General features: G+C 52.6%; 20 protein-coding genes and 1 pseudogene. 7 read left to right on the forward strand and 14 right to left on the reverse strand.

Translation table 11 applies throughout. From position 1 onward, the window contains the following. Nucleotides 1-119 precede the first annotated feature (119 nt). Nucleotides 120-512: a holo-ACP synthase gene (gene acpS, locus AC0LWF_RS07410; RefSeq protein ID WP_474650908.1), complete on the reverse strand. Its 393-nt coding sequence runs from the start codon at nucleotides 510-512 to the stop codon at nucleotides 120-122. A 21-nt stretch (nucleotides 513-533) separates the two neighbouring features. After that, the gene (locus tag AC0LWF_RS07415; RefSeq protein WP_474650909.1) at nucleotides 534-1,670 is read right to left on the reverse strand and encodes an SGNH/GDSL hydrolase family protein; all 1,137 of its coding nucleotides are present in this window, start codon (nucleotides 1,668-1,670) and stop codon (nucleotides 534-536) included. A gap of 454 nt (nucleotides 1,671-2,124) precedes the next feature. Here AC0LWF_RS07415 and AC0LWF_RS07420 point away from each other — a divergent pair, with 454 nt between their 5' ends. After that, entirely contained in the window at nucleotides 2,125-2,787 is a 663-nt protein-coding gene (locus AC0LWF_RS07420; protein WP_474650910.1) for a DNA-binding response regulator, read from the forward strand. A 757-nt stretch (nucleotides 2,788-3,544) separates the two neighbouring features. On the opposite strand, the gene nadE is transcribed toward AC0LWF_RS07420, so the two are convergent. The 6 genes from nadE to AC0LWF_RS07445 form a co-directional block, all read right to left on the reverse strand. Next, the gene (nadE, locus tag AC0LWF_RS07425) at nucleotides 3,545-4,354 is read right to left on the reverse strand and encodes an NAD(+) synthase (protein ID WP_474650911.1); all 810 of its coding nucleotides are present in this window, start codon (nucleotides 4,352-4,354) and stop codon (nucleotides 3,545-3,547) included. A gap of 17 nt (nucleotides 4,355-4,371) precedes the next feature. Continuing rightward, nucleotides 4,372-4,806: a BrxA/BrxB family bacilliredoxin gene (locus AC0LWF_RS07430; protein WP_474650912.1), complete on the reverse strand. Its 435-nt coding sequence runs from the start codon at nucleotides 4,804-4,806 to the stop codon at nucleotides 4,372-4,374. A gap of 98 nt (nucleotides 4,807-4,904) precedes the next feature. Beyond that, nucleotides 4,905-5,324 (reverse strand): DUF3905 domain-containing protein, encoded by a 420-nt coding sequence (locus AC0LWF_RS07435; RefSeq protein WP_474650913.1) that lies wholly within the window; start codon nucleotides 5,322-5,324, stop codon nucleotides 4,905-4,907. Nucleotides 5,325-5,339: 15 nt separating this feature from the next. After that, nucleotides 5,340-5,465, reverse strand: a complete 126-nt coding sequence (locus tag AC0LWF_RS28010; RefSeq protein ID WP_488656650.1) for an acid-soluble spore protein SspM — start codon at nucleotides 5,463-5,465, stop codon at nucleotides 5,340-5,342. 21 nt (nucleotides 5,466-5,486) lie between these two features. Beyond that, entirely contained in the window at nucleotides 5,487-6,185 is a 699-nt protein-coding gene (locus tag AC0LWF_RS07440; protein ID WP_474650914.1) for a hypothetical protein, read from the reverse strand. 15 nt (nucleotides 6,186-6,200) lie between these two features. After that, nucleotides 6,201-7,907, reverse strand: coding sequence for an ATP-binding protein (locus AC0LWF_RS07445; RefSeq protein ID WP_474650915.1), 1,707 nt, complete (start codon nucleotides 7,905-7,907; stop codon nucleotides 6,201-6,203). 218 nt (nucleotides 7,908-8,125) lie between these two features. On the opposite strand from AC0LWF_RS07445, the gene AC0LWF_RS07450 reads away from it, so the two are divergent. Beyond that, entirely contained in the window at nucleotides 8,126-9,382 is a 1,257-nt protein-coding gene (locus tag AC0LWF_RS07450; RefSeq protein ID WP_474650916.1) for a BaiN/RdsA family NAD(P)/FAD-dependent oxidoreductase, read from the forward strand. Between the two features lie 52 nt (nucleotides 9,383-9,434). Here the strand turns inward: AC0LWF_RS07450 and AC0LWF_RS07455 are convergent, their stop codons facing one another. Beyond that, complete coding sequence (locus tag AC0LWF_RS07455) at nucleotides 9,435-9,815, reverse strand: hypothetical protein (RefSeq protein WP_474650917.1); 381 nt, start codon at nucleotides 9,813-9,815, stop codon at nucleotides 9,435-9,437. Nucleotides 9,816-9,986: 171 nt separating this feature from the next. On the opposite strand from AC0LWF_RS07455, the gene AC0LWF_RS07460 reads away from it, so the two are divergent. After that, a complete protein-coding gene (locus tag AC0LWF_RS07460; protein ID WP_474650918.1) occupies nucleotides 9,987-10,943 on the forward strand; it encodes a helix-turn-helix domain-containing protein in 957 nt (318 codons plus the stop codon). Nucleotides 10,944-11,041: 98 nt separating this feature from the next. Here the strand turns inward: AC0LWF_RS07460 and AC0LWF_RS07465 are convergent, their stop codons facing one another. The 3 genes from AC0LWF_RS07465 to xylA all read right to left on the reverse strand — a co-directional run bounded on the left by AC0LWF_RS07465 (nucleotide 11,042) and on the right by xylA (nucleotide 15,938). Continuing rightward, nucleotides 11,042-12,814 (reverse strand): methyl-accepting chemotaxis protein, encoded by a 1,773-nt coding sequence (locus tag AC0LWF_RS07465; protein WP_474650919.1) that lies wholly within the window; start codon nucleotides 12,812-12,814, stop codon nucleotides 11,042-11,044. Nucleotides 12,815-13,109: 295 nt separating this feature from the next. After that, entirely contained in the window at nucleotides 13,110-14,609 is a 1,500-nt protein-coding gene (gene xylB / locus AC0LWF_RS07470) for a xylulokinase (protein WP_474650920.1), read from the reverse strand. A 15-nt stretch (nucleotides 14,610-14,624) separates the two neighbouring features. Continuing rightward, nucleotides 14,625-15,938 carry a xylose isomerase gene (xylA, locus tag AC0LWF_RS07475; protein WP_474650921.1) on the reverse strand — a complete coding sequence of 438 codons (1,314 nt, stop codon included), beginning with the start codon at nucleotides 15,936-15,938 and terminating at the stop codon, nucleotides 14,625-14,627. 202 nt (nucleotides 15,939-16,140) lie between these two features. Between xylA and AC0LWF_RS07480 the strand changes: the two are divergent. The 4 genes and pseudogenes from AC0LWF_RS07480 to AC0LWF_RS07495 form a co-directional block, all read left to right on the forward strand. Further along, nucleotides 16,141-17,151: pseudogene (locus tag AC0LWF_RS07480) on the forward strand (choice-of-anchor A family protein); the annotation flags it as partial. A 240-nt stretch (nucleotides 17,152-17,391) separates the two neighbouring features. Beyond that, the gene (locus AC0LWF_RS07485; RefSeq protein ID WP_474651218.1) at nucleotides 17,392-18,348 is read left to right on the forward strand and encodes a DUF7507 domain-containing protein; all 957 of its coding nucleotides are present in this window, start codon (nucleotides 17,392-17,394) and stop codon (nucleotides 18,346-18,348) included. Continuing rightward, nucleotides 18,345-19,169, forward strand: a complete 825-nt coding sequence (locus tag AC0LWF_RS07490) for a hypothetical protein (RefSeq protein WP_474650922.1) — start codon at nucleotides 18,345-18,347, stop codon at nucleotides 19,167-19,169. The genes AC0LWF_RS07485 and AC0LWF_RS07490 overlap by 4 nt, the downstream gene beginning before the upstream one ends. A 79-nt stretch (nucleotides 19,170-19,248) precedes the next feature. After that, the gene (locus AC0LWF_RS07495) at nucleotides 19,249-20,415 is read left to right on the forward strand and encodes an ROK family protein (RefSeq protein ID WP_474650923.1); all 1,167 of its coding nucleotides are present in this window, start codon (nucleotides 19,249-19,251) and stop codon (nucleotides 20,413-20,415) included. Nucleotides 20,416-21,499: 1,084 nt separating this feature from the next. Here the strand turns inward: AC0LWF_RS07495 and AC0LWF_RS07500 are convergent. Both AC0LWF_RS07500 and AC0LWF_RS07505 read right to left on the reverse strand, forming a co-directional pair. Further along, nucleotides 21,500-22,237 (reverse strand): hypothetical protein, encoded by a 738-nt coding sequence (locus AC0LWF_RS07500; protein WP_474650924.1) that lies wholly within the window; start codon nucleotides 22,235-22,237, stop codon nucleotides 21,500-21,502. A 153-nt stretch (nucleotides 22,238-22,390) separates the two neighbouring features. Beyond that, nucleotides 22,391-23,335: a TauD/TfdA dioxygenase family protein gene (locus AC0LWF_RS07505; RefSeq protein ID WP_474650925.1), complete on the reverse strand. Its 945-nt coding sequence runs from the start codon at nucleotides 23,333-23,335 to the stop codon at nucleotides 22,391-22,393. Nucleotides 23,336-23,341: the final 6 nt, after the last annotated feature.

The following is a 23,341-nucleotide window of genomic DNA, read 5'->3' on the forward strand; positions in this document are numbered from 1 at the left end:
TTGCTTTAGCAGCTCCGTTCCCTTAAGGCCAATAGTTGTTGCTATTGGTTTATTCCAATTATGGGCAAAAGGTGACGCTGCTATGCATTCGTTTTCATTACGCAGCAGCCTTACGCTTGTTATGCTTGCTCTGCGATTACATAAGCGGAAGCGAGCGAATGGTCGTGGGAGATAGAGACGTGAATCCGTGTTTGTTCCGCGCTCAGGCCAAGCCGTGACCACGCGCCCTCGCTTAAGCGGCAGATCGGTCGGCCGCTGCTGTGCCGGTCGATCTCAATGTCTTGAAATCCGAGCGTGCTGCCGATGCCGCAGCCGAACGCTTTGGATACCGCTTCTTTCGCAGCAAAGCGGCCCGACACAAACTCCACTCGTCTTCCCCCGCTCGTTTGTGCTGCAAGCTCCTGTTCCCGCCCGGTCAATATTCTGCTAATAAATTTGTTGCCTGTCTCGCCTTGGAGGAGCTTCTCCATTCGATCGATCGACGAGATGTCATGTCCGATGCCTATAATCACTTCCGCGTTCAACCGCCTTATCTATCGAATGACGCCAATATGCGCTAATCGGAAATTCGTTCCCCGGCATTCCGCTCGGTCTCCGTGTATGACTTCCAGTTCAAACTGATGTGTGCCCGCTGCCAGCTCGTCGCCTAAGAAGCAATCGCGGTACCAACCTTCGTCGCCGCACCAGTCCGGACGCTCGCGCGAGGTCGTGACCCAGTCGCCTCCGTCGATTCGATAACGAAATTCTGATGATGTTTTGCCAAAATCAAACCCAAGCGACAGTCCCCGCCCCTCGAACGAAAAAGCAAGCCTCGCCCCTACCGCAGCCGTATCCAGCACCTGATTGATCCACTCGTAGAATGGCCAGCGTCTGAGGACCCATGGGCCTTCCGTTCGCACCTCGGTGAGAGGCAGCAATTCGGCATCACCCCAGTGATGCGGGTGCAGCGGCTCGGGTAGCTGCTGTTGCTGCAGGGAGTCTTGGAAGTTCGGAGGCTGCACCTCTGGATGGAGTCGCTGATTGTGGTGATTGTACAGCTCCTTCTCGAGAAAAGCAATGACGCTCTGCGCATAGCTCAAGCTGCCGCGATGGGTCGGATGCAGGCCGTCCGGCAGCCATTCCTCCCAGCGCATGCGGCCCTTGCGAACTTCCTCCAATGCATGCAGGCCCATCCAGATCGAACCGATGCCATAGTGATCAGCGAGAGTTTCCAGCTCTGCAATCGTGTCCGGCACGCCGCCCTCGCTCATCGCCGCATACATGCTCTGCATGAATGTGTGCGTGAACACGACGTCCCGGCTACCGTCTTCGAGCAGCTTGCGGACTAGCCCTTCGCGTGTGCGCTGCCGCTTGTTCGTAGGTTCACCAGAGTCGTTCACCGCATAGTCGATAAACACGAGCTGGCAGCCGCGGTCGATCAAATCCCGCTTCGCCCGGAACACGGCAAGCTCGCTGCCCGTCGCGCCGATCGCGGCATTTTCGACAACGATGCGCGCCTGCGGGTATTGCTCCACGAGCCAAGCAATGACCGGCTCCGGCCAATTATGCCTCGGCCGTGCGTCCGTAATCGAGCCGCCAATAAATCCAACTGTCAGCTGCCCCTCTTCGAGTGCTTTGCGTGTGTGAACCAAAGGATTGCGATGCTTCCAAACCGCTCCATCCATCATCATTCATTTCCTCTCCCGTGAGGTTTCATGCGGGTCACATGCCTGAGATGCTAATCTATGTCTATCATATCACTTGTGCGGGGAGTTTCCAGTATTTCAGTCTAGCAAGGCTTTAGTCAGACTGCAGTCAGGCTTTACTACGGTACTATTCAGGCTCTATTCCGCTACATCCCTTAACTTGAGGCGCTTTCGAATCCACAACGTACTACTACCACCATCCCAGTCCGCCCCCAGCATTCATCAATCAGACGGTTTTGCCTACTTCCTTCTCCCAGCTATCAGTCAGACCATTTCCTTCTCTCTTCAGTTCGACAGACCAACTCCTTTTCAATTCTCAGGAGCTATGATATTGTTAAATCAATTCAAACGGTTGTGAAGCACACACCGCTCTCTCTGGACACGAAGTGTTCCAGAGAGAGCGGTTTTTTTATTTTTCTAGTGAAGGAGAGTAGTCGGTATGAACTTTCAGATGGCCTATCAGCAATGGTTCGAGTGGCAACGAATTCGCGCTCAAGGTGATAGACGGCATCGGCTCGAAGAAGGACATGGGCATGCGGAGAAATTATTTTTGCAGCAGGTGTGGTATACCGCTTTCCGAAGCTTCGAGCATCTTCAAGCAGAGCACGAGGTGGCAGACTTCAAAGACGGCTCGAGTTACTTGGATTTTGCATACATTCAGTCACCAATCAAACTGGCGATCGAGATCGATGGCTACGGCCCCCACGCTGCCAAAGCCAGCCGCTGGCAGTTCTCCGACTCGCTTATGCGCCAGTATCATCTCATCATCGACGGATGGCAGATCCTCCGCTTCTCCTACGACGATGTGAGCGAACGACCACGGATGTGCGAACAAACTTTGCAGCAATTCATGGGCCGCTGGCTCGGAGGCAATCGATCTTCGACCAGTAGTGTCGACGAACTCGTCGAAGCCGAGATCCTCCGCCTTGCTTTGCGCCTCGACCGACCTATCCGTCCGCGCGATGTGATGGAGCTGCTGCAGCTTGCTAGAAAAGATGCCTACGAGGCGCTACATCGGATGAGCTCTAAGAAAAAGTTGCTCCCTGCTGGCAAAGGTACTCTGAAAATCCGTTGTTACAATGTTAGTCGTGAACTAAACTAATTTCGTTGCTGCTGTGTGCTCGTATATGCTTAGGCTGCGACGCTGAGAGATCATATTGGATCTCTCAGCCAACTTTTGGCACGATTCTGACGCTGAGAGATCGTATTTGATCTCTCAGCACTCTCAATCCCCGACTTTACCTGGGTTACGGCTCTGAGAGATCATATTGGATCTCTCAGCCAACTTTTGGCGCGATTCTGACGCTGAGAGATCGTATTTGATCTTTCAGCCCTCTCAATCTCCGACTTTACCTGGGCTGCGACGCTGAGAGATCATATTCGATCTATCAGCCAACTTTTGGCGCGATTCTGACGCTGAGAGATCGTATTTGATCTCTCAGCACTCTCAATCCCCGATTTTACCTGGGTTACGGCTCTGAGAGATCATATTGGATCTCTCAGCTAGCTTTTGGCACGATTCTGACGCTGAGAGATCGTATTTGATCTCTCAGCACTCTCAATCCCCGACTTTACTTGGGCTACGGAACTGAGAGATCATATTGGATCTCTCAGCTAGCTTTTTGCGTCTTTCGGATGCTGAAAGCACGTATGTGTTCTCTCAGCAACAAAAGATTAGAAAGATTGGTGGGCTGCAGCGCTGAGAGCACATATGAATCTCTCAGCCCACTTTCGGCGCATTTCAATGCTGATAGCACGTATATGCTCTCTCAGCGACAGAAAATCAGTTCGTGGGTGCATTGCGACGCAAAAAAACCCTCCAGCTCAGCCAGAGGGGGTCAACCACACATACAAATGCTTTAAATCCCAGGGATCGGATCCCGCTTGTGCGCCGTGCGCACGAACTGCTTCTCGAGCTTCTCGCGAGCGGCGTCGCTCACTTGCTTGCCTTCGAGGTAGTCGCTGTTCTCATCGTATGTGATGCCCAGCTCCTTCTCGTCGGTTTGACCTTCCCATAGGCCAGCGGTCGGCGCCTTCGTGATGACCGTCTCCGGCACACCGAGCTCGGCCGCCAGCTGGCGAACCTGCCGCTTGTTCAGCGTGCTAAGCGGCGTGATGTCGACCGCGCCGTCGCCCCACTTCGTGTAGAAGCCGGTAATGGCTTCGGACGCATGGTCAGTACCGACAACGAGCAGGTTCAGCTCGAATGCGAGCGCGTACTGCGTCACCATCCGCGTGCGGGCCTTCACATTGCCTTTGCCGCCGCGGCTGAGATGCCGCGAGATGCCGATTGCCTTGAGGCTATGCTCAGCCTCAATCGCAATCTCATCGACCGCTTCTTGAATGTTCGTCTCGACGCGGTGCGTAAGGCCCAGTGCATCAGCTACCGCGTAGCTGTCTGCAATATCGACTTGCTCGCCATAAGGCTGGAACACGCCAAGCGTTATATATTCCTTGCCCGTCTCGGCGGACAACTCATCGGTTGCTTTCTTGCATAGCCCCGTCGCAACCGCGCTGTCCACACCGCCGCTAATAGCGATGAGCAGCCCAGTCGTACCCGACTTCAGCACATACTCTTTCAAGAAATCTACCCGCTGGCGAACTTCCGCTGCCGGGTCAATCTCTGGTTTAACGCCTAATTGCTTGATGATTTCCCCTTGTAGACTCATCGTAAGCAATTCACCTCTTAACGGCAGAAGCGTTCAAAGGCAGAAGTCAAATCTGCAGCGATATCAGCAGCTGAACGGTTCTCAATTTGATGGCGCTCGATAAAGTGTACCAGCTCTCCATCCTTCATCAGTGCGATGGAAGGCGAAGATGGCGGGTAAGGTGCGAAATATTCGCGAGCCTTAGCTGTAGCTTCTTTGTCTTGACCTGCGAATACGGTATACAGGTGGTCTGGTGTCAGGTCATTCTGCAGCGCTTGCGCTACGCCCGGACGGCATTGGCCAGCAGCACAGCCGCAAACGGAGTTAACAACTATAAGCGCAGTTCCTTTTGCGTTAGGCACCTTTGCCTCAACATCTTCAGGTGTGCGGAGCTCCTCAATTCCTAGACGTGTAAGATCATCGCGCATCGGCTGTACCATATCAAGCATGTATCGTTCAAAAGACATCGACATGTGTAATCGCTCCTTATGAGTTCATTTTCTTTCTATTATACGCCTCGCGGAAAATGAAAGCAAAGAAAAAGCAACCAGGCTATCGCCCGATTGCTCCCTCAATTGCCGGATTGCTCACCATTCACGGGGCTTTCGCCCTCTTCAATGCCCATCGCTGCGTTTTTGTCGGGATGCATGAAGATGCCGCTCTGAGGCGCGATCCCCTGCTCAAAATATTCCCGGTTCTCGCTCGTCATAAAGCCGATGTCTTTGAACGGATGCACCCATTGATCACCTGCCATGACGGCGGGATCGGTCTCTTCCGTCCACTGGCTAAGTGGCGATTCCGGCGATTCATATTGATGATCGCCAATGGTGACGCCGAGTTCATTCACGAACGGCGCACTCGGTCCCCGGCCTTGCCGAAAGCCAGGCAAGAAATTGATCTCATATGGATCAAGCGCAGGGTCATCTCGCAAACCATTACCCTGTCCGCCTTCGTCGCTGCCAGCGCTGCCGCTTCTATTTTGACTGCTCATCCCCATCCATCCTCCTTAGGTTGAAGGGCGATTGGGGCCATCTAATTTCTTATCGTAACCGTCTGATTCCGGTGCTTTTCCATTGCCACGCTGACTCTTGCTAGCTGCTGCTTTTCCGCGTGACCCCTGTTTGTCTACCATTGCTGGCACCCCCTTCCAAGCCTAGTATGTGCGGCTCTCCTTTTCCTTATGCTCATCCTTATCCCTTGCGGGTTCAGATAAAGGCAAGAGCGCACCGACCAGACCGCATCCTGCAAAAAGCAACTGTAGACGGGTTAGACCAAGCGTCAATTCCGGTACAACACCAGGTGCATACGGGGCAAACAGACTCACTAGCAAGCCACCAAGGCCAGAACCTAACAATGCTATGGCAGCGAGTCTTCCGGTCCCTGCCTCTGCATCGACCCGCAGCATGACAGCATACACGAGCGCATAAAGAACCGCATACCCCATTCCATACCGCATATCCGTTAACAACGTCCATACCAGGCAAGCGGGAATAAGCGCAAAAGGCCACGTATCCAGCATCACCAGACTAGGTATTCGCCTGCGGTATCGAACATAAACGATATAGATGAATGCGGCAAAAAAGCCGATCATCGCATCAAATCCGCTGCCGCGCACGATCACAAGCGAGCTTGGCCGCTCCCACAACATCGAGGGCTCACGCAGCAGAAACAACAGCTTCCAACAGAGCAGCGTAATGATCGCGGCATTCACATACAACTGCCCCCACAGCTCGGACCGCTCCGTTCCTGTCAGCTTTAATTTGATCGCGATCAATCCGGCAGCTCCCGCTATAAGTGCAGCAAGCAACACGGCATCAAGCCGCAGCGGTCCTAAAGCAATAACTTCCGGCAATAGCATACGCTCCTTCTATGCAAGATGCACCCCAGCAGCAACGGCAGTTGCAGTCGACGCTCCGTAGTAATTCCGGTTCCGATCAAATTTCACTTTGAACGTCGTGCCGCCCCCTTCCTTCGAGTCGACAGCGATTTCGCCGCCATGCCGCTCAACGATGCTGAGGCACAGCGGAAGCCCCAGGCCAGTTCCACGAGTCTTGGTCGTGAAGAACGGTTCGAACAATCGCTCCAGCTTCTCCGCTGGAATGCCGCTGCCATTGTCCGTCACACGCAGCTCCACATAATCCGGATACGCCGTCGTTTCCAGCCGAAGCACACCGTGCTGATCCATTGCCTCCATTCCGTTTCGCGCCAAATTCAAGATGAGCTGCTTCATCTCTTTCTCATTCAGCATTAGAGATGGAATTCGATCATCCAGCTGCAGCTCTATAGATTGCCCTCGCATATTCGCATCGGCTATCAAGAGCGGCATAATATCGTTAATAATGACATGGAGCGAGCATTTCTCCTTCTCGACGATCCGGTTCTGAGCAAGCGACAGAAAGTCATTAATAATGCTGTTCGCGCGGTCGAGCTCATCCATGACAATCCGGTAATATTGCTGCTGATCGCCGGGGCTGCGCTCTTTCATCAGCTGAACAAAGCCGCGAATTACCGCCATTGGGTTCCGAATTTCATGCGTAATGCTGGCTGCCATCTGCCCGACAAGGCTGAGTCGTTCCATCCGCCCAAGCTCCGCCCGCAGTCGGTTCAGCTCCGTAATGTCGTGCGCGATGATGGCCGCGCCGATAATTTCATTATTTTGAATATCGCGAACACAGATGCCGGAGTTGAGGTAGATTTTACCCTGTTCCTGCACATATTCCGTCGATAGCTTATGCCCATTAAGCGCTTGATGCAGAAGCCGCCCGAGCACATCCTTCTCAATATGATCGTACATAATCGTAAAATGCTGACCGAGCAGTTCATGGCGCATTTTGCCGACGACTTTATCCCGAAGCAGATGAATCGCCATCTCATTAATATGGGTAATGACGCCGTACGAATCGACGAAAATAACGCCAAGCGGTGTCTCGTCGATAAACTGCTGCAGCTTCTGCACTTCAATGCGGTAATTATTCGTGACGCCTTTGAGCTGGTGAGCGATTCTCTCTCTTTGCAGCAGACTTTCCGAGAAAACAACAAACAGCCACATAACTAAGAAGTAAGCAAGCTCATGAAGAATAAGGTGAGTGATTTCGGAAGAAGTAAGCTGAGGATGCTTCACATGGTAGTAGTACATGAAGGTGGAAGCCCGGATGATAAGAACAACAGCCGTCAAGCTCAGAACAATCGTGTATTTGCGCCGCTGCGATAAATTCAGAAAGCCTTTCTGATACTTATAAATCAAAGGCAGTAAGAGCAGTGCGCCGGCGATTTCTATCCAGCTCCAGTTGCCGTGCATGAATGCCCATTCCGATGCGGCGAATATTGCGGCTAGTATTAACATAATACTGCTGCCGCCATATAAGGCACCAATAAGCATCGGCACATAGCGGTAATCCAGATCGAAGCCCCGAACCTCCGAGCAGATGCACAGCGCCATAATCATACTAGATGCACATACAGAAGTGATAAGAATCAGGATGTTCTTGCGTGGCTTTGAGTAGTCAAACCAAATCTGGAAGACGAAGACTGGCAATAATGCGACAAGAAATTGCAGGAGCATTAGCTTCCACACAAAGTAGAATCCCACCCTTCCAAATCCCCTGTTATTAGGGCAAAATTTTACTGTTATCCCGATTAAAGCACAGGTGACGCTATTTGACAATGTAACGAATTAGAAGATTTAGTTCATATAGCTGAGTAGACGCATAAATAGCTGGATAGTATGATAGGTAACGGCAGAGAAGCATGAAGCACCTTTCTACAAAAAGCAACAATAAGGGGTATTACCTAATGACATATGATGTAATTATTATCGGCGGCGGCTCAGCGGGCTTAATGGCGGGCATCGCAGCTAGCAAGAACGGCGCGAAAGTACTGCTGCTGGACAAAGGAGACAAGCTCGGCCGTAAGCTTGGCATCTCCGGAGGAGGCCGCTGCAACGTCACCAATAACAAGGACATTGACGAGCTCATCAAGCATATACCTGGCAACGGGAGATTCTTGCACAGCTCGCTAGCGAATTTCGGCAATAAAGATATTATCGCGTTCTTCGAGCAGCTCGGCATTCGGCTGAAAGAAGAGGATAACGGCCGGATGTTCCCCGTTTCGGACAAAGCCAAAACCGTCGTTGACGCCCTCATCAATCAAGTGCGCAAGCAAGGCGTTGATATTCGCGTGAACACGCCGGTGAAACGAGTGAATTTCAACGAGCAAAGCGTGCTGGGCGTAACGACCGCAGCCGGAGAAATGATCTCCAGCAGAAGCGTCATCATAGCTGTTGGCGGCAAATCCGTACCGCATACCGGCTCGACCGGCGACGGCTATCCGTGGGCGGAATCGGCGGGGCATACCATTACGGAGCTGTTCCCGACCGAGGTGCCGATTACGGTGAACGAGCCGTTCATTGCGAGCAAGGAGCTGCAAGGATTGTCGCTGCGCGATGTGAGCCTCTCGGTCTGGAATGCGAAGGGCAAGAAGCTGATCTCGCATGAGGGCGATATGATCTTCACCCATTTCGGCATATCCGGTCCAATAGCTCTGCGCTGCAGCCAGTTTGTCGTGAAGCAGCTGAAGCAGGCTGGCGGTGGCAGCGTTCTGCTGACCATCGACCTCTTCCCTGGCAAAAGCGCTGACGAGGTATACGCTGAATCGCTGAAACTGCTCAAACTCGAATCAAAGAAGTCCATCAAAAATGTGCTGAAGGGCTACTTGCCGGAGCGCATGGTTCCGCTGCTTCTGGCAGCTGCAGCGCTGGACGAGCAGCTAACCTATGACAATATTCCGAAGCAGGCTTGGCTTGCGCTTGCGAAGCTGATCAAGGCTTTCCCGCTCCGCGCCTATGGGACATTGAAGCTGGAAGATGCTTTTGTCACTGGCGGAGGCGTGAATCTGAAGGAAATTGATCCGAAGACGATGGCTTCCAAGCTGAAGAATGGGCTCTACTTCTGCGGCGAAGTGCTCGATATTCACGGGTATACCGGGGGCTACAACATTACCGCAGCGTTCACGACGGGCTATACTGCCGGCACGAATGCCGCGCTGAAATAAAGAAAGGCTGACAGGCGATGGAGTATCGCTTGCCAGCCTTTTTCTTTCTCGATCAAGTATGTACGTCACCTGAGAAATACCCGTACGAACCGTCATCCGGGAAGAACTCATCCTCAGCCGGCGCGTCGTGATCCCTGTTCTGATACCCGTTCTGCGCTTCCTCTAGAGCGACCAAATCCTCATTCACCACATGTGCCGGAATCGTAATGTTCGCCATATTGTAAGCATCGTTCGTCAGCTCAATATCCGGAATCGAGGACTGCACGGCCAATTGTCCGCCGTGTGACTGCGCGATCTCCAGCGCTGAAGTCAGATCGCTGCCTCGAATATGAATATGTACACTTGATCCTTGCTGAATGACGGGATCATAACCGAGCTCTTGCAAGGTCGAGCTTGCGAGCAGAGCTGAACCAGAATCTCCAAATTGAAACATTAATGCTGTATCCTGCATATCGTGCACATCCTCTTTTAGCTAAAATTATCCATTCTTAGCTAGCGTTCCTCCATGCTCGATATTTTATCCACCTCTCGAAGGCTTTCACTCACTTTATATAAAGTTATGTTATAATACCCGCATACAACACATGCAGGGGTGCGATGCACAATGATGGTTGATATGTTCGCAAATACTGCAAATGCGATATTAATTATTCGCAAGCAGCAGAACTCAAGATATATTCATGATTGCACGAAATCTTTTTGCCTTGTAACAGGATTCAAGCAGGAAGCGCTCATTGGCAACAAGCTGATGAATATGCCTGAGTCTGTTTCGAACGAGCTATGGCCGCTAATTGACCGGATGTGTGAGATGATTTCGGACAAGCTGCCTGAAGCGCATGCAGAGTTCGACTTGATCATGCCAGGCAATATGCACATATTCGCTGAATTGCATGTAAAGCCGATTATGTACGCAAAAGATGACTATTATCTGATTACGTTCAGGGACTGCTCCGAGCATAAGTGGATCAACGATTATTTCATTAAGCAGCGCATAGAAATGTCGCTCGTCTTGACGAATACGGGTTCCATTACATCCATGCGCAGCTACTATGAGCCGATGCGCCTTGACCGCCAAACGATTGCGACGATGCCGCATCAGAGTTTCGTCGCCGAAGAAGATCGCAGCCGGGTACTTGCTTTTCTGAATGATCTTCGAACCAAGCAGGAACCGGAGTCGCTCCGGTTTAAATTACAGCTTCTAGACGAGCAGTTCTACGCTCATGCACTGCTTAAACCTTTTTTCTATCCTAATGGTACTTTCCGTTGCTTCGCCATCGTCGTTCTGACTATCGAGACAATTGCTCCCGCGGACGGAAAGTCTGCCAAGCAAACGATAGATATAGAGGAATATGGGAAGGACGACGCTCCTTCCTTCAAGCTTCGCTTGCTCATGCTGAAGCGGAACATGACCGTTACGAAGCTCGCCGAGAATACACAGATTTCATTAACGACCATCTCCAACATCCGCAATGGCAAAATCAAGAAGCCGCAGCGTCTCACCGCGCATCTCATCGCGGAGCATCTCGGCGTCTTGCCAGACGATATTTGGGGTCCACTATAACGGAAGACTCATGCTAACCGCATCAATAAAACAACCTCCAATTCCGCTTCGTACGAGGTGGGTTGGAGGTTGTTTTTAATTGCAGCTAATAGCTTCGTTTATAGCTTAAACTTCGAAGCGACTTCGTTCATCCCTTGCGCAATTTCGCTGAGTGAGCGCGAAGAGATTGCAATCTGCTCTGCAGAAGCTGTCTGCTCCTCAGTCGTCGCCGCTACTGTCATCGCGGTCTCTGCGCTGCCTCTGGCGATTTCCTTCAGGTGCTTCATGCTGCTTATCACCTGTTCCGAGCCTGCCGCCATCTGCTCCGAAGCTGCGGCAACCTCCTGCACCTGGCCGGATACCCGCTCCGATGCGGCAGCGATGCCTGCGAACGACTCGCCTGCTTCGCGTACGCTGCGCAGACCTTCGCCAGCTTCAACCGCAGTCGCGTTCATTGACTGTACGGCTACAAGCGTATCGTCAGTTACTTGCTGGATGACGTTCTCAATCTCCTCAACTGCTTCGGAAGTTTGCTGCGCGAGCTTGCGTACTTCATCGGCAACGACAGCGAAGCCGCGGCCATGCTCTCCTGCGCGAGCTGCTTCAATGGCAGCATTGAGCGCAAGCAAGTTCGTGTGCTTGGACACTTCGCCGATCAGCTTCGAGATCATGCCGATATTGCGGGTATGCAGCTCCAGCTGATTCACTTGCTCAACCGACTTCTGCACCGTTTCATTAATGCCGGTCATCTTCACCATGGCCTGCTTCACCGCTTCAAGACCGACAGCGGCTTCACGGCTCGCATCCGCCGACAAGCTCGCTACGACGGAGGTCGACTCCGCAATACGGTTGATGCCTTCGCCGAGATCTTGCGTCGTCTTGCTTACTTCCTCGAAGCGCTGCAGCGTCACTTCCGTACCCGCAGCCATTTGCGACACGGATTCCGCCGCTTGCTGGGACGCGCTTGCATTCTGCTCCGAAATCGCGAGCATCTGCTGCGAAGAAGAAGCGATGCCTGCGGATGCTTCCTGTACGCCGCGCATCGCCGTCTGCAGCTGACTGATCATGCCGCTTAGCGAAGCGAATAGCGCGCCAATCTCGTCCTTGTTGCGAATCTTCGGCATCGTGACGAGCAGATTGCCGCCAGCAATATCGTTCACAACTGTTGCCGCTTGCTTGATCGGCTTCGAGATTGCAGATCTTACATACCAGGTAAGCAGCACGACGAGCAGTACGCCAACCGCTAGCGCAATCATTACCATCTGCTTTGACTGGTTATAGATGTCAAGGTTGACTTGCCTCGCATCCTCAGCACCGCTATGGTTATTACGAACCAGATAGTCGATGTTGGCTTGAATAGCCATGTACGACTTCTCCGATTGTTTCATGAAATTAGACACCTGATCTATCGAGAGGTTCTGCTTTGAAAGCTCAACCGTCTTCTTGTATGTACTCTCATAAGTCTTCCAGGCTGTCTCAAGGTTGGCAACCAACCCTTGATCCTGGGAATCCGTATCGTTAATAATCGATTTATACGATGCGAAGCTGTCATTCACTTTCTGAATCATCGCATCTGCTTCTGCTGTGTATTGTTTCTTCAAGTTCTCGTTCTGCTCAATGAGAAGCTTGTACTGCGTGGAGAGCACATGATCCGCCATGTAGTTGATATTATTGATTGTTTCTACGCCGGCCAGCCATCTATCCGCAATGACCTTCGAATTGTCGTTCATCTTGGACATCATCATAGAGCTGATTACACCATTAGCAACGAGCAGCAGGAGAACGCTGATAAACGACAGCATTAGTTTGGCGCCAACCGTCATTTTGAGCTTCACATTCATCGGGTTCAGTTGCAAGTCAGGCTTCTTGTTTAGCTTCAATTTTTTCTTCATCTCGTGGATCTCCGCCTCTGCCATCAGTTAAATAGATTGCTATAATCTGGTCATACTAACACCAGTATACTTTGGACCAGTCCCCAATAAACAGCGGTCCAATCGACAAATCCCGATATTTTCCGCTTGTAACTTCTTCCAATCTAGTGCTAGCGACATAGTTGCTCGTCTATTTTACCATCCCTTTACAGAAGTTTAAATAATTAAATAGTCGCATAAATGGACAAAAAAAAAAAAAATCCGCCGACTCCTGTCCTTGAACGGGAGCCGGCGGATTGCTTTATTAATGAAACAATTATTTGCGGTACGGCTGCAAGGCAGCGTTCATGCCGCGAGTCTGTGCATAGATATCCTGATAAATCCGGAATAAGCCTGCATACGCATCCACAGCAGCCGGATTCGGCTTGTACACGGAGGAGCGCTTCACGAACAGCTCCGCGCAAGCGTCCAGACTTTCAAACCAGCCGCTGCCATATGCCGCGAGCATTGCTGCTCCGAGGCCAGGACCTTGCTCGTTCTCAAGCGCCACTACGTCTGCATTGAAGATGTCTGCTTGCATTTGGAGCCACACCGGATTCTGCGCGCCGCCGCCGATCGAGATAATCGTATCGACTGTCTTGCCCGCCTGCCTGAACATATCAACCGACTCGTTAAGCGAGAACGTAATGCCTTCCATCACCGCTCTTGCAAAATGAATCCGTTCATGAGAGCCGTCGATGCCGATGAAGCTGCCGCGAATGACCGAATCCGGATGAGGCGTACGCTCGCCGACGAGATACGGCGTGAACAACAGACCATTCGAGCCCGGTTTCACGTCGCCTGCGCCTTGAAGCAGCTCATCGTAGGACTCGCCCTTCGCGAATGTATTCTTGAACCAGCTGAGGCTGTATCCTGCCGCGAGCGTAACGCCCATTGCATAGAAAGCATCCTCTTTGCCGTGATTGAAGAAATGCACTTTGCCGCGGAAGTCATTGCCGCTTCCTTGCTCATAGGACAGGATAACGCCGGACGTACCGATGCTGCACATCGTCAGTCCTTCTTGCAGGATGCCCGAGCCGATGGCGCCGCATGCATTGTCTGCGCCGCCCGCGAACACTTTCGTGTCTGCGCTAAGGCCGCAAGCCGCTGCCTGTTCAGGCAGCAATGTGCCTGTCATCGCGTGCGACTCGACAAGCGGTGGGCAGAACGATGCTGGCAGCTTCACTGCTTCCAGCACCTCATTGCTCCAGCGTTTCCCCGCTACATCAAGCAGCAGCGTACCAGCCGCATCGGAGTAATCCATATGAAGCGCGCCTGTTAACCGATAACGCACATAATCCTTCGGCAGCAGGAACGAAGCCGCCTGTGCAAACACTTCCGGCTCGTGCTTGCGCACCCATAGAATCTTCGGCAGAGTGAAGCCCTCCAGCGCCGGATTGCGCGTTAAAGTCAGCAGCTGCTCCCCACCGACAAGCGCTTCGATCTCGCGGCATTCCGCAGTCGTGCGCGTATCGTTCCATAGAATCGCTTTGCGTACCGGCTTCCCTGCTGCGTCTAGCAGAACAAGACCGTGCATTTGGCCGGAGAAGCTGATTCCTTCGATTGCGTCAGCCGGAATGCCTGCGCTTCCGACCAGCTCGCTAATCGCGCCGATCGTGCCCGCAACCCAATCCTCCGGCGATTGTTCGCTCCAGCCGGAATGTTCATGATAAAGCGGATAGTCGCGCGACGCTTCGGCAGTTACAGTGCCGCTTCGGTCAAGAAGCAGCACCTTTACCGCGCTTGTGCCGAGGTCAATACCGATGACGTAGGACATGCAGGGTTGATCCTCCTATACGCTGTAGATGATTTCGTTCAGCATCAATTTGACCCGCTCTTGACGGCCGGACTCGTTCTTGATGACGTTGTTTTGCAGTGCGTACTGCTCAAGCGATGCCAGCGTTGCGCGGCCTGCTACGATCTCAGCGCCGATGCCGTCGCGGAAGCTGCGGTAGCGATTGTCCACGATGTTGTCGAGCACTTTCTCTTCGATCAGCTTCGCTGCTGCTTTCAGACCCCAAGCGTAAGTGTCCATACCTGCGATGTGAGCTAGGAACAAATCTTGGTCTTCGAACGAGCCACGGCGTACTTTCGCGTCGAAGTTAATGCCGCCACGGCCAATACCGCCTGCTTTGAGCACTTCGAACATAGTAAGCGTAGTCGAGTAAAGGTCAGTTGGGAATTCATCCGTATCCCAGCCGAGCAGAAGGTCGCCTTGGTTCGCATCAAGCGATCCGAGCATGCCGTTGATTGCTGCTACGCGGATTTCGTGCTCGAAAGTGTGGCCTGCAAGCGTTGCATGGTTCGCTTCAAGATTCAGCTTGAACTTGTCTTTCAAGCCATACTTCTGTAGGAACGCAATTGTTGTAGCTGCGTCAAAATCATACTGATGCTTCGTTGGCTCTTTCGGCTTCGGCTCGATGAGGAATTGAGCGTCGAATCCGATTTCGTTCGAGTATGCGATCGCCATGTCGAACAGGCGAGCAAGGTTGTCGAGCTCAAGCGCCATATCCGTGTTGAGCAGCGTCTCATAACCTTCGCGGCCGCCCCAGAATACATAGTTCTCTGCGCCAAGGCGTTTGCCCACTTCAAGGCTCTTCTTCAGCTGTGCGCCAACGTATGCGTAAACGTCTGCGTTACAAGTTGTTGCTGCACCGTGCACGAAGCGCGGGTTTGTGAACATGTTTGCTGTGTTCCAGAGCAGCTTCGCGCCAGTTGCTTTCATGTTCTCTTCAAGCATATCGACGATTACGTCGAGGTTCTTGTTCGTTTCAGCAAGCGTATCGCCTTCCGGAGCGATGTCACGGTCATGGAAGCAGTAGTAAGGGATGCCGATCTTGCTCAGGAACTCGAAGTTCGCTTCTACGCGGCGTTTCGCTTGGTCCATCTCGTTAGCGCTATCCCAGCCGCGAACTGCTGTGCCCACGCCGAACGGGTCGGAGCCAGCGCCAGTGAATGTATGCCAGTAAGCAACCGCGAAGCGCAGGTGCTCTTCCATTGTTTTGCCAAGTACGACTTCGCTTGGGTTGTAATGTTTAAATGCAAGTGGATTGTCCGATCCTTTGCCTTCGTAAGCAATTTTACCGATGTTATTGAAATATGCCATTTATGATTGCCTCCTAAAAATAATGTAAACGTTCTTATGACCCTATTCTAGCACTAAGAAACTTTGTTTGTCTACTAAACAAAGTATGTTTTTTTCACCCAGTTTTGTTTTCATACAAGCATCCGAAGCTAGGCCTCCGCATAGCCTGTAAATAGTTTATTTTCGACAAAGTTTCGACATTTTTCAGGAGGCGAACCTCTAAATGGCTTGTGGTAACTTAGGCGCGGCAAATGATTTTAACGTATTCGTGTTCGGCAATCATACGCAATCGTTCGTCGATTCCGGCGGACGTGTAGCCGTTGGCGGCAATGCGACCTACAACAGCTACGGGATTGGCGTTGCCTTGACATCCTCACAGACAAGAGCCGATCTTATCGTTGGCGGCAATATGAATATTACAGGCGGCACGAACTTCAACGGCAACAGCGTCATCAGTCCGACCGGAACCATTATTAAATACACGATGACGAACAATAACGGCGTCTCTGGCCAGCCTTTCCGCGGAACACCGGTTGACTTCGCTGCGGCTGAATAATACTTAACTTGCGCATCTGCCTCATGGGGTACTCTTAGCCCGAACGGAACCGCATTTGTCAATTTCGGACAAATCGTTCTGCAAGGGAACAGCCCCACGCTGAACATATTCACGATCAACGGGAACAACGTCGCTGGCTCAGGCGTATCCCTTTCCTCTGCGAACGGCATTAACATCATTGCGCCTCCCGGCTCTGCGATTCTCGTCAATATCACCGGCACGAGCGTCGGGTTCGGCAGCTACGCCATCTTCAGAAACGGCGGTCAGTCCACAGCGGCAGACGGCGCTTTCATCATGTGGAACTTCTTTCAGGCGACGAACGCGTTCAACCTCAACCTGTCGATCAAAGGCTCCGTGCTCGCGCCGTTCGCCGCTTGGAGCGCCTCCGGCTTCGGCAATATCGACGGCACGATCGTAGCGGATTCGCTCACGAATACGACCGGTTCCATCGAAGAGCATAACGTGCCGTTCACCGGCTGTTTGCCGGAAGTCTTCTGCACGCCTAGACTCTCGCTCACGAAGACCGTCAACGGAGGAAGCTCCGTCACCGGCCCGGTGGGAACACCGCTCGCCTACGTCATCACCGTCACCAATACCGGTGCCGGCAAGCTTTCGAACATTATGGTCAGCGACCCTTTATTGAACTTTCAACAAACGGTCCCTGAGCTTCCAGCCGGGCAATCGATGCAGTTCACGATTCAATCCCAAATTCAACCCGGCCCGCCGGGAAGCAGTTATTTGAATACCGTAACAGCGCAGAGCAGCCTGACGCCTCCGCAATCCGCCTCTGTTACGATCAACATCGACTCCGGTCCAATCGATGCCCAATTTTTCAAAAGCGTGCAGCCTACGGAAGCTATGCATGGAGATACGGTGACTTACACGTTCACCGTTGAAGTTCCAGCTTTCGTCACATTGATGAATGTACACTTAGTCGATCCGATACTTGGCATTGACGTAACGTTCCCTTCGGTTACAAACGGACAGCTGCTGGAGGTGCCGTTCGTCATTCCTGCCAACGCACCAATTGGGAGCAACTTCGTCAACACCGCAACACTCACTGCCAGCAATTTGCCTGTGACGCTGACGGATTCCGCATCGGTACTCATCACAGAAACGCCGTCTGTCTCTTTGACCAAAGAAGCCGATACCATCACGGCAATCCCTGGGCAGACCATCGATTACACCCTCACGGTCAGAAACGAATCCCAGGCAACGCCACTCTTCAATCTGGTATTAACCGACCCGCTCCTGCAATTAAATCAAACCATTACGAAGCTGGACCCGAATACCTCGGTCGTTTTCTTCGGCATGGACACCGTTCCGCCGGGAACTCCCTCAGGTACGATCATTCACAATACCGCAACGCTTGTATCCCAGATCGGTACTGAAACAGCGAGCACCAACGTGCTCATTATCCCTGCTCCGCTCATTACGATCACGAAGACGCCAAGCTCGCAGCTCGCGCCTCCAGGCGCTACGGTTGAATACTCGATCGTCGTGACCAATACGGGCAATATCCCGCTAACGGACGTCATGATAACGGATCCGGAGCTGTCCTTCTCCGTTACGGTCCCGTCTCTGCCGGTTGGCGGTCAGTATGTAGCGACAGTTCCATTCGTCATTCCTCTTGGAACGCCCGCGGGCACGAAGCTGACTAATACGGCAATCGTAATCACGGACCAGACGCCAGCCGCCACGGCAAGCGCCGAAGTGACCGTTGCAGCTGTTTTCGGCTTATCGGTCGAGAAGACTGTGGATCACACGACCGCTTTGCCTGGCGAAACGGTCCATTTCATCATCGTCGTTACCAACACTTCCAACACCGAGATCACGAACGTCGTCGTTAGCGATCCGCTTCTGCAACCACATTGATTGCGGATTATATCGTTCCTGAAGGTACGCCAGCCAACTCGTTCGTGACGAACGTCGTCACGGCGGTTTCGAGCGAGACGCCGCCAGCGACGACGAGCGCCTCGGTTCTCGTTCTCCCGGCTCCTGAGCTCAGCCTCACGAAGCTGCTGCCGCCGATTGGGTTGCCTGGGCAGAAGCTGCGTATGAGTCTGTTCTTTATAAACCGAGGCAATGTGACGCTGAATAACATTCTGCTCGTCGATGAGCCAGTGGGGCTGTCCTTCCATCTGGATGAGCTGATACCAGACGCTAGTGAGGTCGGGTATCTATGGTTCATCATTCCGGCTGATGCACAACCGGGCTCGCGGATCGTGAACACCGCTGTCATTTCGTCAAATGAAACAGGGCGGATTGAAGCAAGCCGAACAGTCAACGTTGTAGGGCTCATCATCGAGAAATCATCCAGCTCCTTGTCCGCCAACGTCCGCGACCGCATCACGTACAATCTGATCGTCCGTAACCCAACCCCTTATCCGGCTGCCAATGTCGTGCTCCGTGATCCGCTGCCGAGCGAAGCCGTGTTCGTACCAGGCAGCGTCTGGGTGAACGGCGAGCGTCTGCCTGATGCATCACCGGGTTCGGCGGGTATTCCGATCGGCACAATTGCTGCCGGCGCTTATGCAACCGTGTCGTTCAAAGCGACGGTGAAAGAGGAGCCGCCAGGTGGCAAGCTCGATAACCAAGCGAATGCCGGCTCCACGTTCACTGATGACGGAACAACAGTAAGAGGCACGTCGCTATCCAATGTATGGACCATCCGCGTCTACGACGAAGAGGAATAAAAAGATGCAACTTCCACTTCCTCGTGGTAAAATCGTTTCCAAATCATCGCAAGAGGCGGATTCGAGGGGACGTTAGGGTATGGCGATTAAGAAAACCGGGGATTTGACGCTAGTCAAAAAAATCAATACAGCAATCGTGCTGGAGGCCGTGCTTCGTCACGCGCCTCTTTCACGCGCGCAAATCTCGGAGCGGACCGGACTGAACAAGGCGACGGTGTCGAGTCTCGTTCAAGATCTGATCGACCGTCATCTCGTTGTCGATATCGGACCAGGCGAATCCAGCGGCGGGCGCAAGCCGAATATGCTGCTGTTCCATGCCAAGGCGGGCTACGCCGTCGGAATCGATCTGGGCGTCAATTATATTCGCGGCATACTCACCGATCTCGAAGGAACCGTCATCGTCGAACGGACGCTGCCGCTGCATACCCAGCAACAGGATAAAGTCATTAACCAGCTCATCGCTTGCATCGAAGGGCTCGAGACAGCGATACCTACCAGCCCGTACGGATTGGTAGGTATCGGAATCGGTGTGCCAGGCATCATCAATGATGAAGGTACGATTCTGTTCGCTCCGAATCTATCTTGGTCAGACGTGCCGCTGCGCACGCTTATCGAGGAACGGTTCGGCGTTCCGGTGACGATTGATAATGAAGCGAACGCCGGCGCGCAGGGCGAGCAGAAGTATGGAGCAGGCCGCGGCATTGCTACACAAATCTATGTCAGCATCGGCATCGGGATTGGCAGCGGCATTATTCTGGACAAGGAGCTGTACAAAGGCGCGTCCGGCTTCTCCGGCGAGCTTGGCCATCTGTCCATTGAAGCTGGCGGCAAGCCATGCCGCTGCGGCAACCATGGCTGCTGGGAGCTGTATGCTTCGGAGAATGCGCTGCTTGAGCAGGCGGCCAACGCAGGCTATGACGACGATCTGGACAGTCTGCTGGAAGCAGCCGAACAAGGCAAAGAGGATGTCATCGCCTTGTTCCGGGGCATCGGAGAATGGATCGGCGCAGGCATCGCCAACATCGTCAACATCTTCAATCCGGATGTCGTCATCATCGGCAACCGGATGCGACGCGCCGAAGCTTGGATCAGCGAAGCGGTCTCTGAAACTGTCGCTAGACGCGCACTTGCGTATCACCGCGGACAGCTGCGAATTCTGTACGCGGAGCTTGGGGACACGTCCGCTGTTCGCGGCGCGGCGCACTATGCGATTAACGCGTTCTTGGTGAAGATGAAGGACAGCTAGGGTAGCTTAGGTAGCTTAGGTAGCTTGGGTAGTGAAGGCGGATGTTCAAACTTTCTTCAGCGAAAATGGCGCTAACGGTTGTCACGAACACTATTTGGCTAACAATGGCTCTTTCTAATTTTTAACGGTTATCAGTGACACTATGTGGCGATTTGAGAGCGAATTCTTCCGATTTGGGCCAAATAACCTCTCTGGTAACCGTTAGATTTTAAGAATAGTCATTTGGTGGCAAATAAGCGCTGTGGCGTCCGTTAAAATAATCGAGGGGCTGTACCTACTTGAGGTACAGCCCCTTTGCATGATATTTGTCGAGATGACCGGTATGCGGACTTACCGACAGCTGAGAACACTGAGAGTCCGGAAAGCCGACTCTCAGTTCAATATTACCCGCAATTTCGATCTGAGAGTCCGAATATCGGACTCTTAGATCACTGAACACGGCCTTATTGAAAGCTAAGAACACTGAGAGTACGGAAATCCGACTCTCAGTCCAATATTAGCCGCAATTTAGCACTGAGAGTCCGAATATCAGACTCTCAGTCCCAACGGGCAATTCCTTGCCGTGGTCCGCTGACTAGCCCCCGCAATCTGCATATGCTGGCAAAAGTTGTTGGGCTGTTCGGCTGTTCGGCTGTTCGGCTGTTTGGCTGTTTGGCTGTTTGGATGTTCGGCTGTTCGGTGTTCGGCTGTTGGGAACTCTAGCTGCCTAGCTGTTCCCCGCGTTTTTCACTCGCCTGTGCCAGCGCTAACGAACTCAACAATCGTTATTCGTCCTTTTTGGCAGAGATTAGCGCTGTAACGAACTGGACTGACGTTATTTACTGCAAATGAGCTTCTTTCGCCTAAAAATCACCAAATAGTGTTGTTACAGTTCGTTAAATTTTCATAAGTGTAATTTTGACCGCAATAAGGAACATACGGTTCGTTAGCGCGCCGCGTGCTCTGCTCTGCCCTACACGACCCGTATCGCCGAAAAAAGACCGCCCCTCTGTCAACGGATGCGGTCTATTGCGGATTTGCTCTACGCTCTATTGAGCTCTTTTTCGCTCTATTGCAGTCTACTCCGCCAATAAGCACCATAAAGCTATGCTGATCTATTCCGAACAAGCGGCATGATCTTCTGTACGAAAATCTCCCTGAACGCAGCTGTGCTTTCAAAGCTGTACGTCGTCGATCCATTGTATAGCGTGAAATAGCGGCCATCTCGATCAAACTGAAACTGCAGCTCCCGGAATCGTTCTTGCTTATGATCCTGCCTCAGCTCAATCGTTACGTTAGGCTCCCACAACACCGGAACAGTCTCGATTGATCTTGAATCCGCAAGCGCCTTATACAGCTGCACGCTCTCCGTATCCCGCTCCACAAGTGTAGCCCATAGCTTCTTTTTGTTATCCAGCACCGTCATGTTAAAGCCTTGTATGGTAGGATTAATTCCGCGATCCAAATATGTAGACATCTGATGCGGCGGGTCGAGCAGGTGATCGAGCCTTTCAGCGAGCGGGAATAACGAGAACAGAAACAGCATGCCGCCTAACAGCACCGCCGTCTGCTTCACCGGACGGTTATGCTTCGTTCTCCGCATCATTAAATATGCGAGCAATAAACCGAATGGAAGCGCGAAGCCATTGAAGCGAAAAGCAAACACCGACAGCACCAAATAGCCAAGTAGCTTCAGGAAGTACAAAGGCTCCGGCACGCTAGATTTGCGCCCAGTCAGCCATACAATGATCGCCACGAGCAGCAGTAGGCCATAGCCGATCATATTGGAAACCATTACCGCTTCATGCGAGGGAGCAAATTCATGCGGTACGATGTTCCTCACCACCCTTTTCCATGCGAAATGGTTTGTTATTGTCTATCATAGCAAATAATCATAGCAAACATTTCACCTTGGAATGGAAAAAGCCTCTGACAGCGTCGACGCTCGCAATGATCGCGGGCACCTGACTGCTGCCAGAGGCTATCGTTCAAGCCATTATGCGCTTTCTACTGCAGACTGCGGTGATGCCGGCACCTTCTTGCGGGTTACGCTGTGCTTTCCGTCAATGCTGACCGGCACATCGCCGTCAATCGTTACGCGCCGCACGACACGGTGCTGATCGCCATAATCGTTCACAGCGTAGTGCTGTGTCGCCCGATTGTCCCAGATAATCACGTCGCCTTCCGACCAGCGCCAGCGAACCGTGTTCTCAAGTCTCGTAATATGGCTCTGAAGCAGCGAGAACAGCTGCGCGGAGTCCGCCGAGGACAAGCCAAGAATCCGTTTCACAAAATGACCGAGCACTAGCGTGCGCTCACCCGTCTCCGGATGAACACGAACAAGCGGATGCTCCGTTTCATAGACGGTGGATGCGAACACTTCGCGATGCTTTGCGATCGCCGCTTCATCTACTTCTTTGCTACGATAGGCCGCATAATCGTACTCATTCGAGTGGACCGCCCATAAGCCGTCAACGAGCTTTTGCAGCTCGGCTGGCAGATTGTCGTAAGCAGCTGCCGTATTCGCCCATACCGTATCGCCGCCCGCTTCCGGCACGACAACCGCGCGAAGAATCGACGCTTGCGGATACGCATCAACGAACGTTACGTCAGTGTGCCAGGAATCTGCGCGAGCGCCATGCGCGGAGTTCAGCTCAAGCACGTAATCGGTCCCTTGCTTGATCGGCACGGTCGGATGCGCCACCGGGCTGCCAAGCAGCTTCGCGAAAGCCTCCTGACCTGCGTCATCCAGCTGATGCTGGCCGCGGAAGAAGACGACTTTATGCTTCAGAAGCGCTTCCCGGATGAAGCTGACTGTCTCTTCGTTCAAATCCGCAGACAGCTCCACTCCTCGAATCTCTGCACCGATTCTCCCTGCTACAGGGCGTACCTCGAAATTAACGCTTGCTTCCACGGCTTCATTACGTTCTACTTGGCTCATATTTAT

Source organism: Paenibacillus sp. sgz302114 (assembly GCF_056120345.1).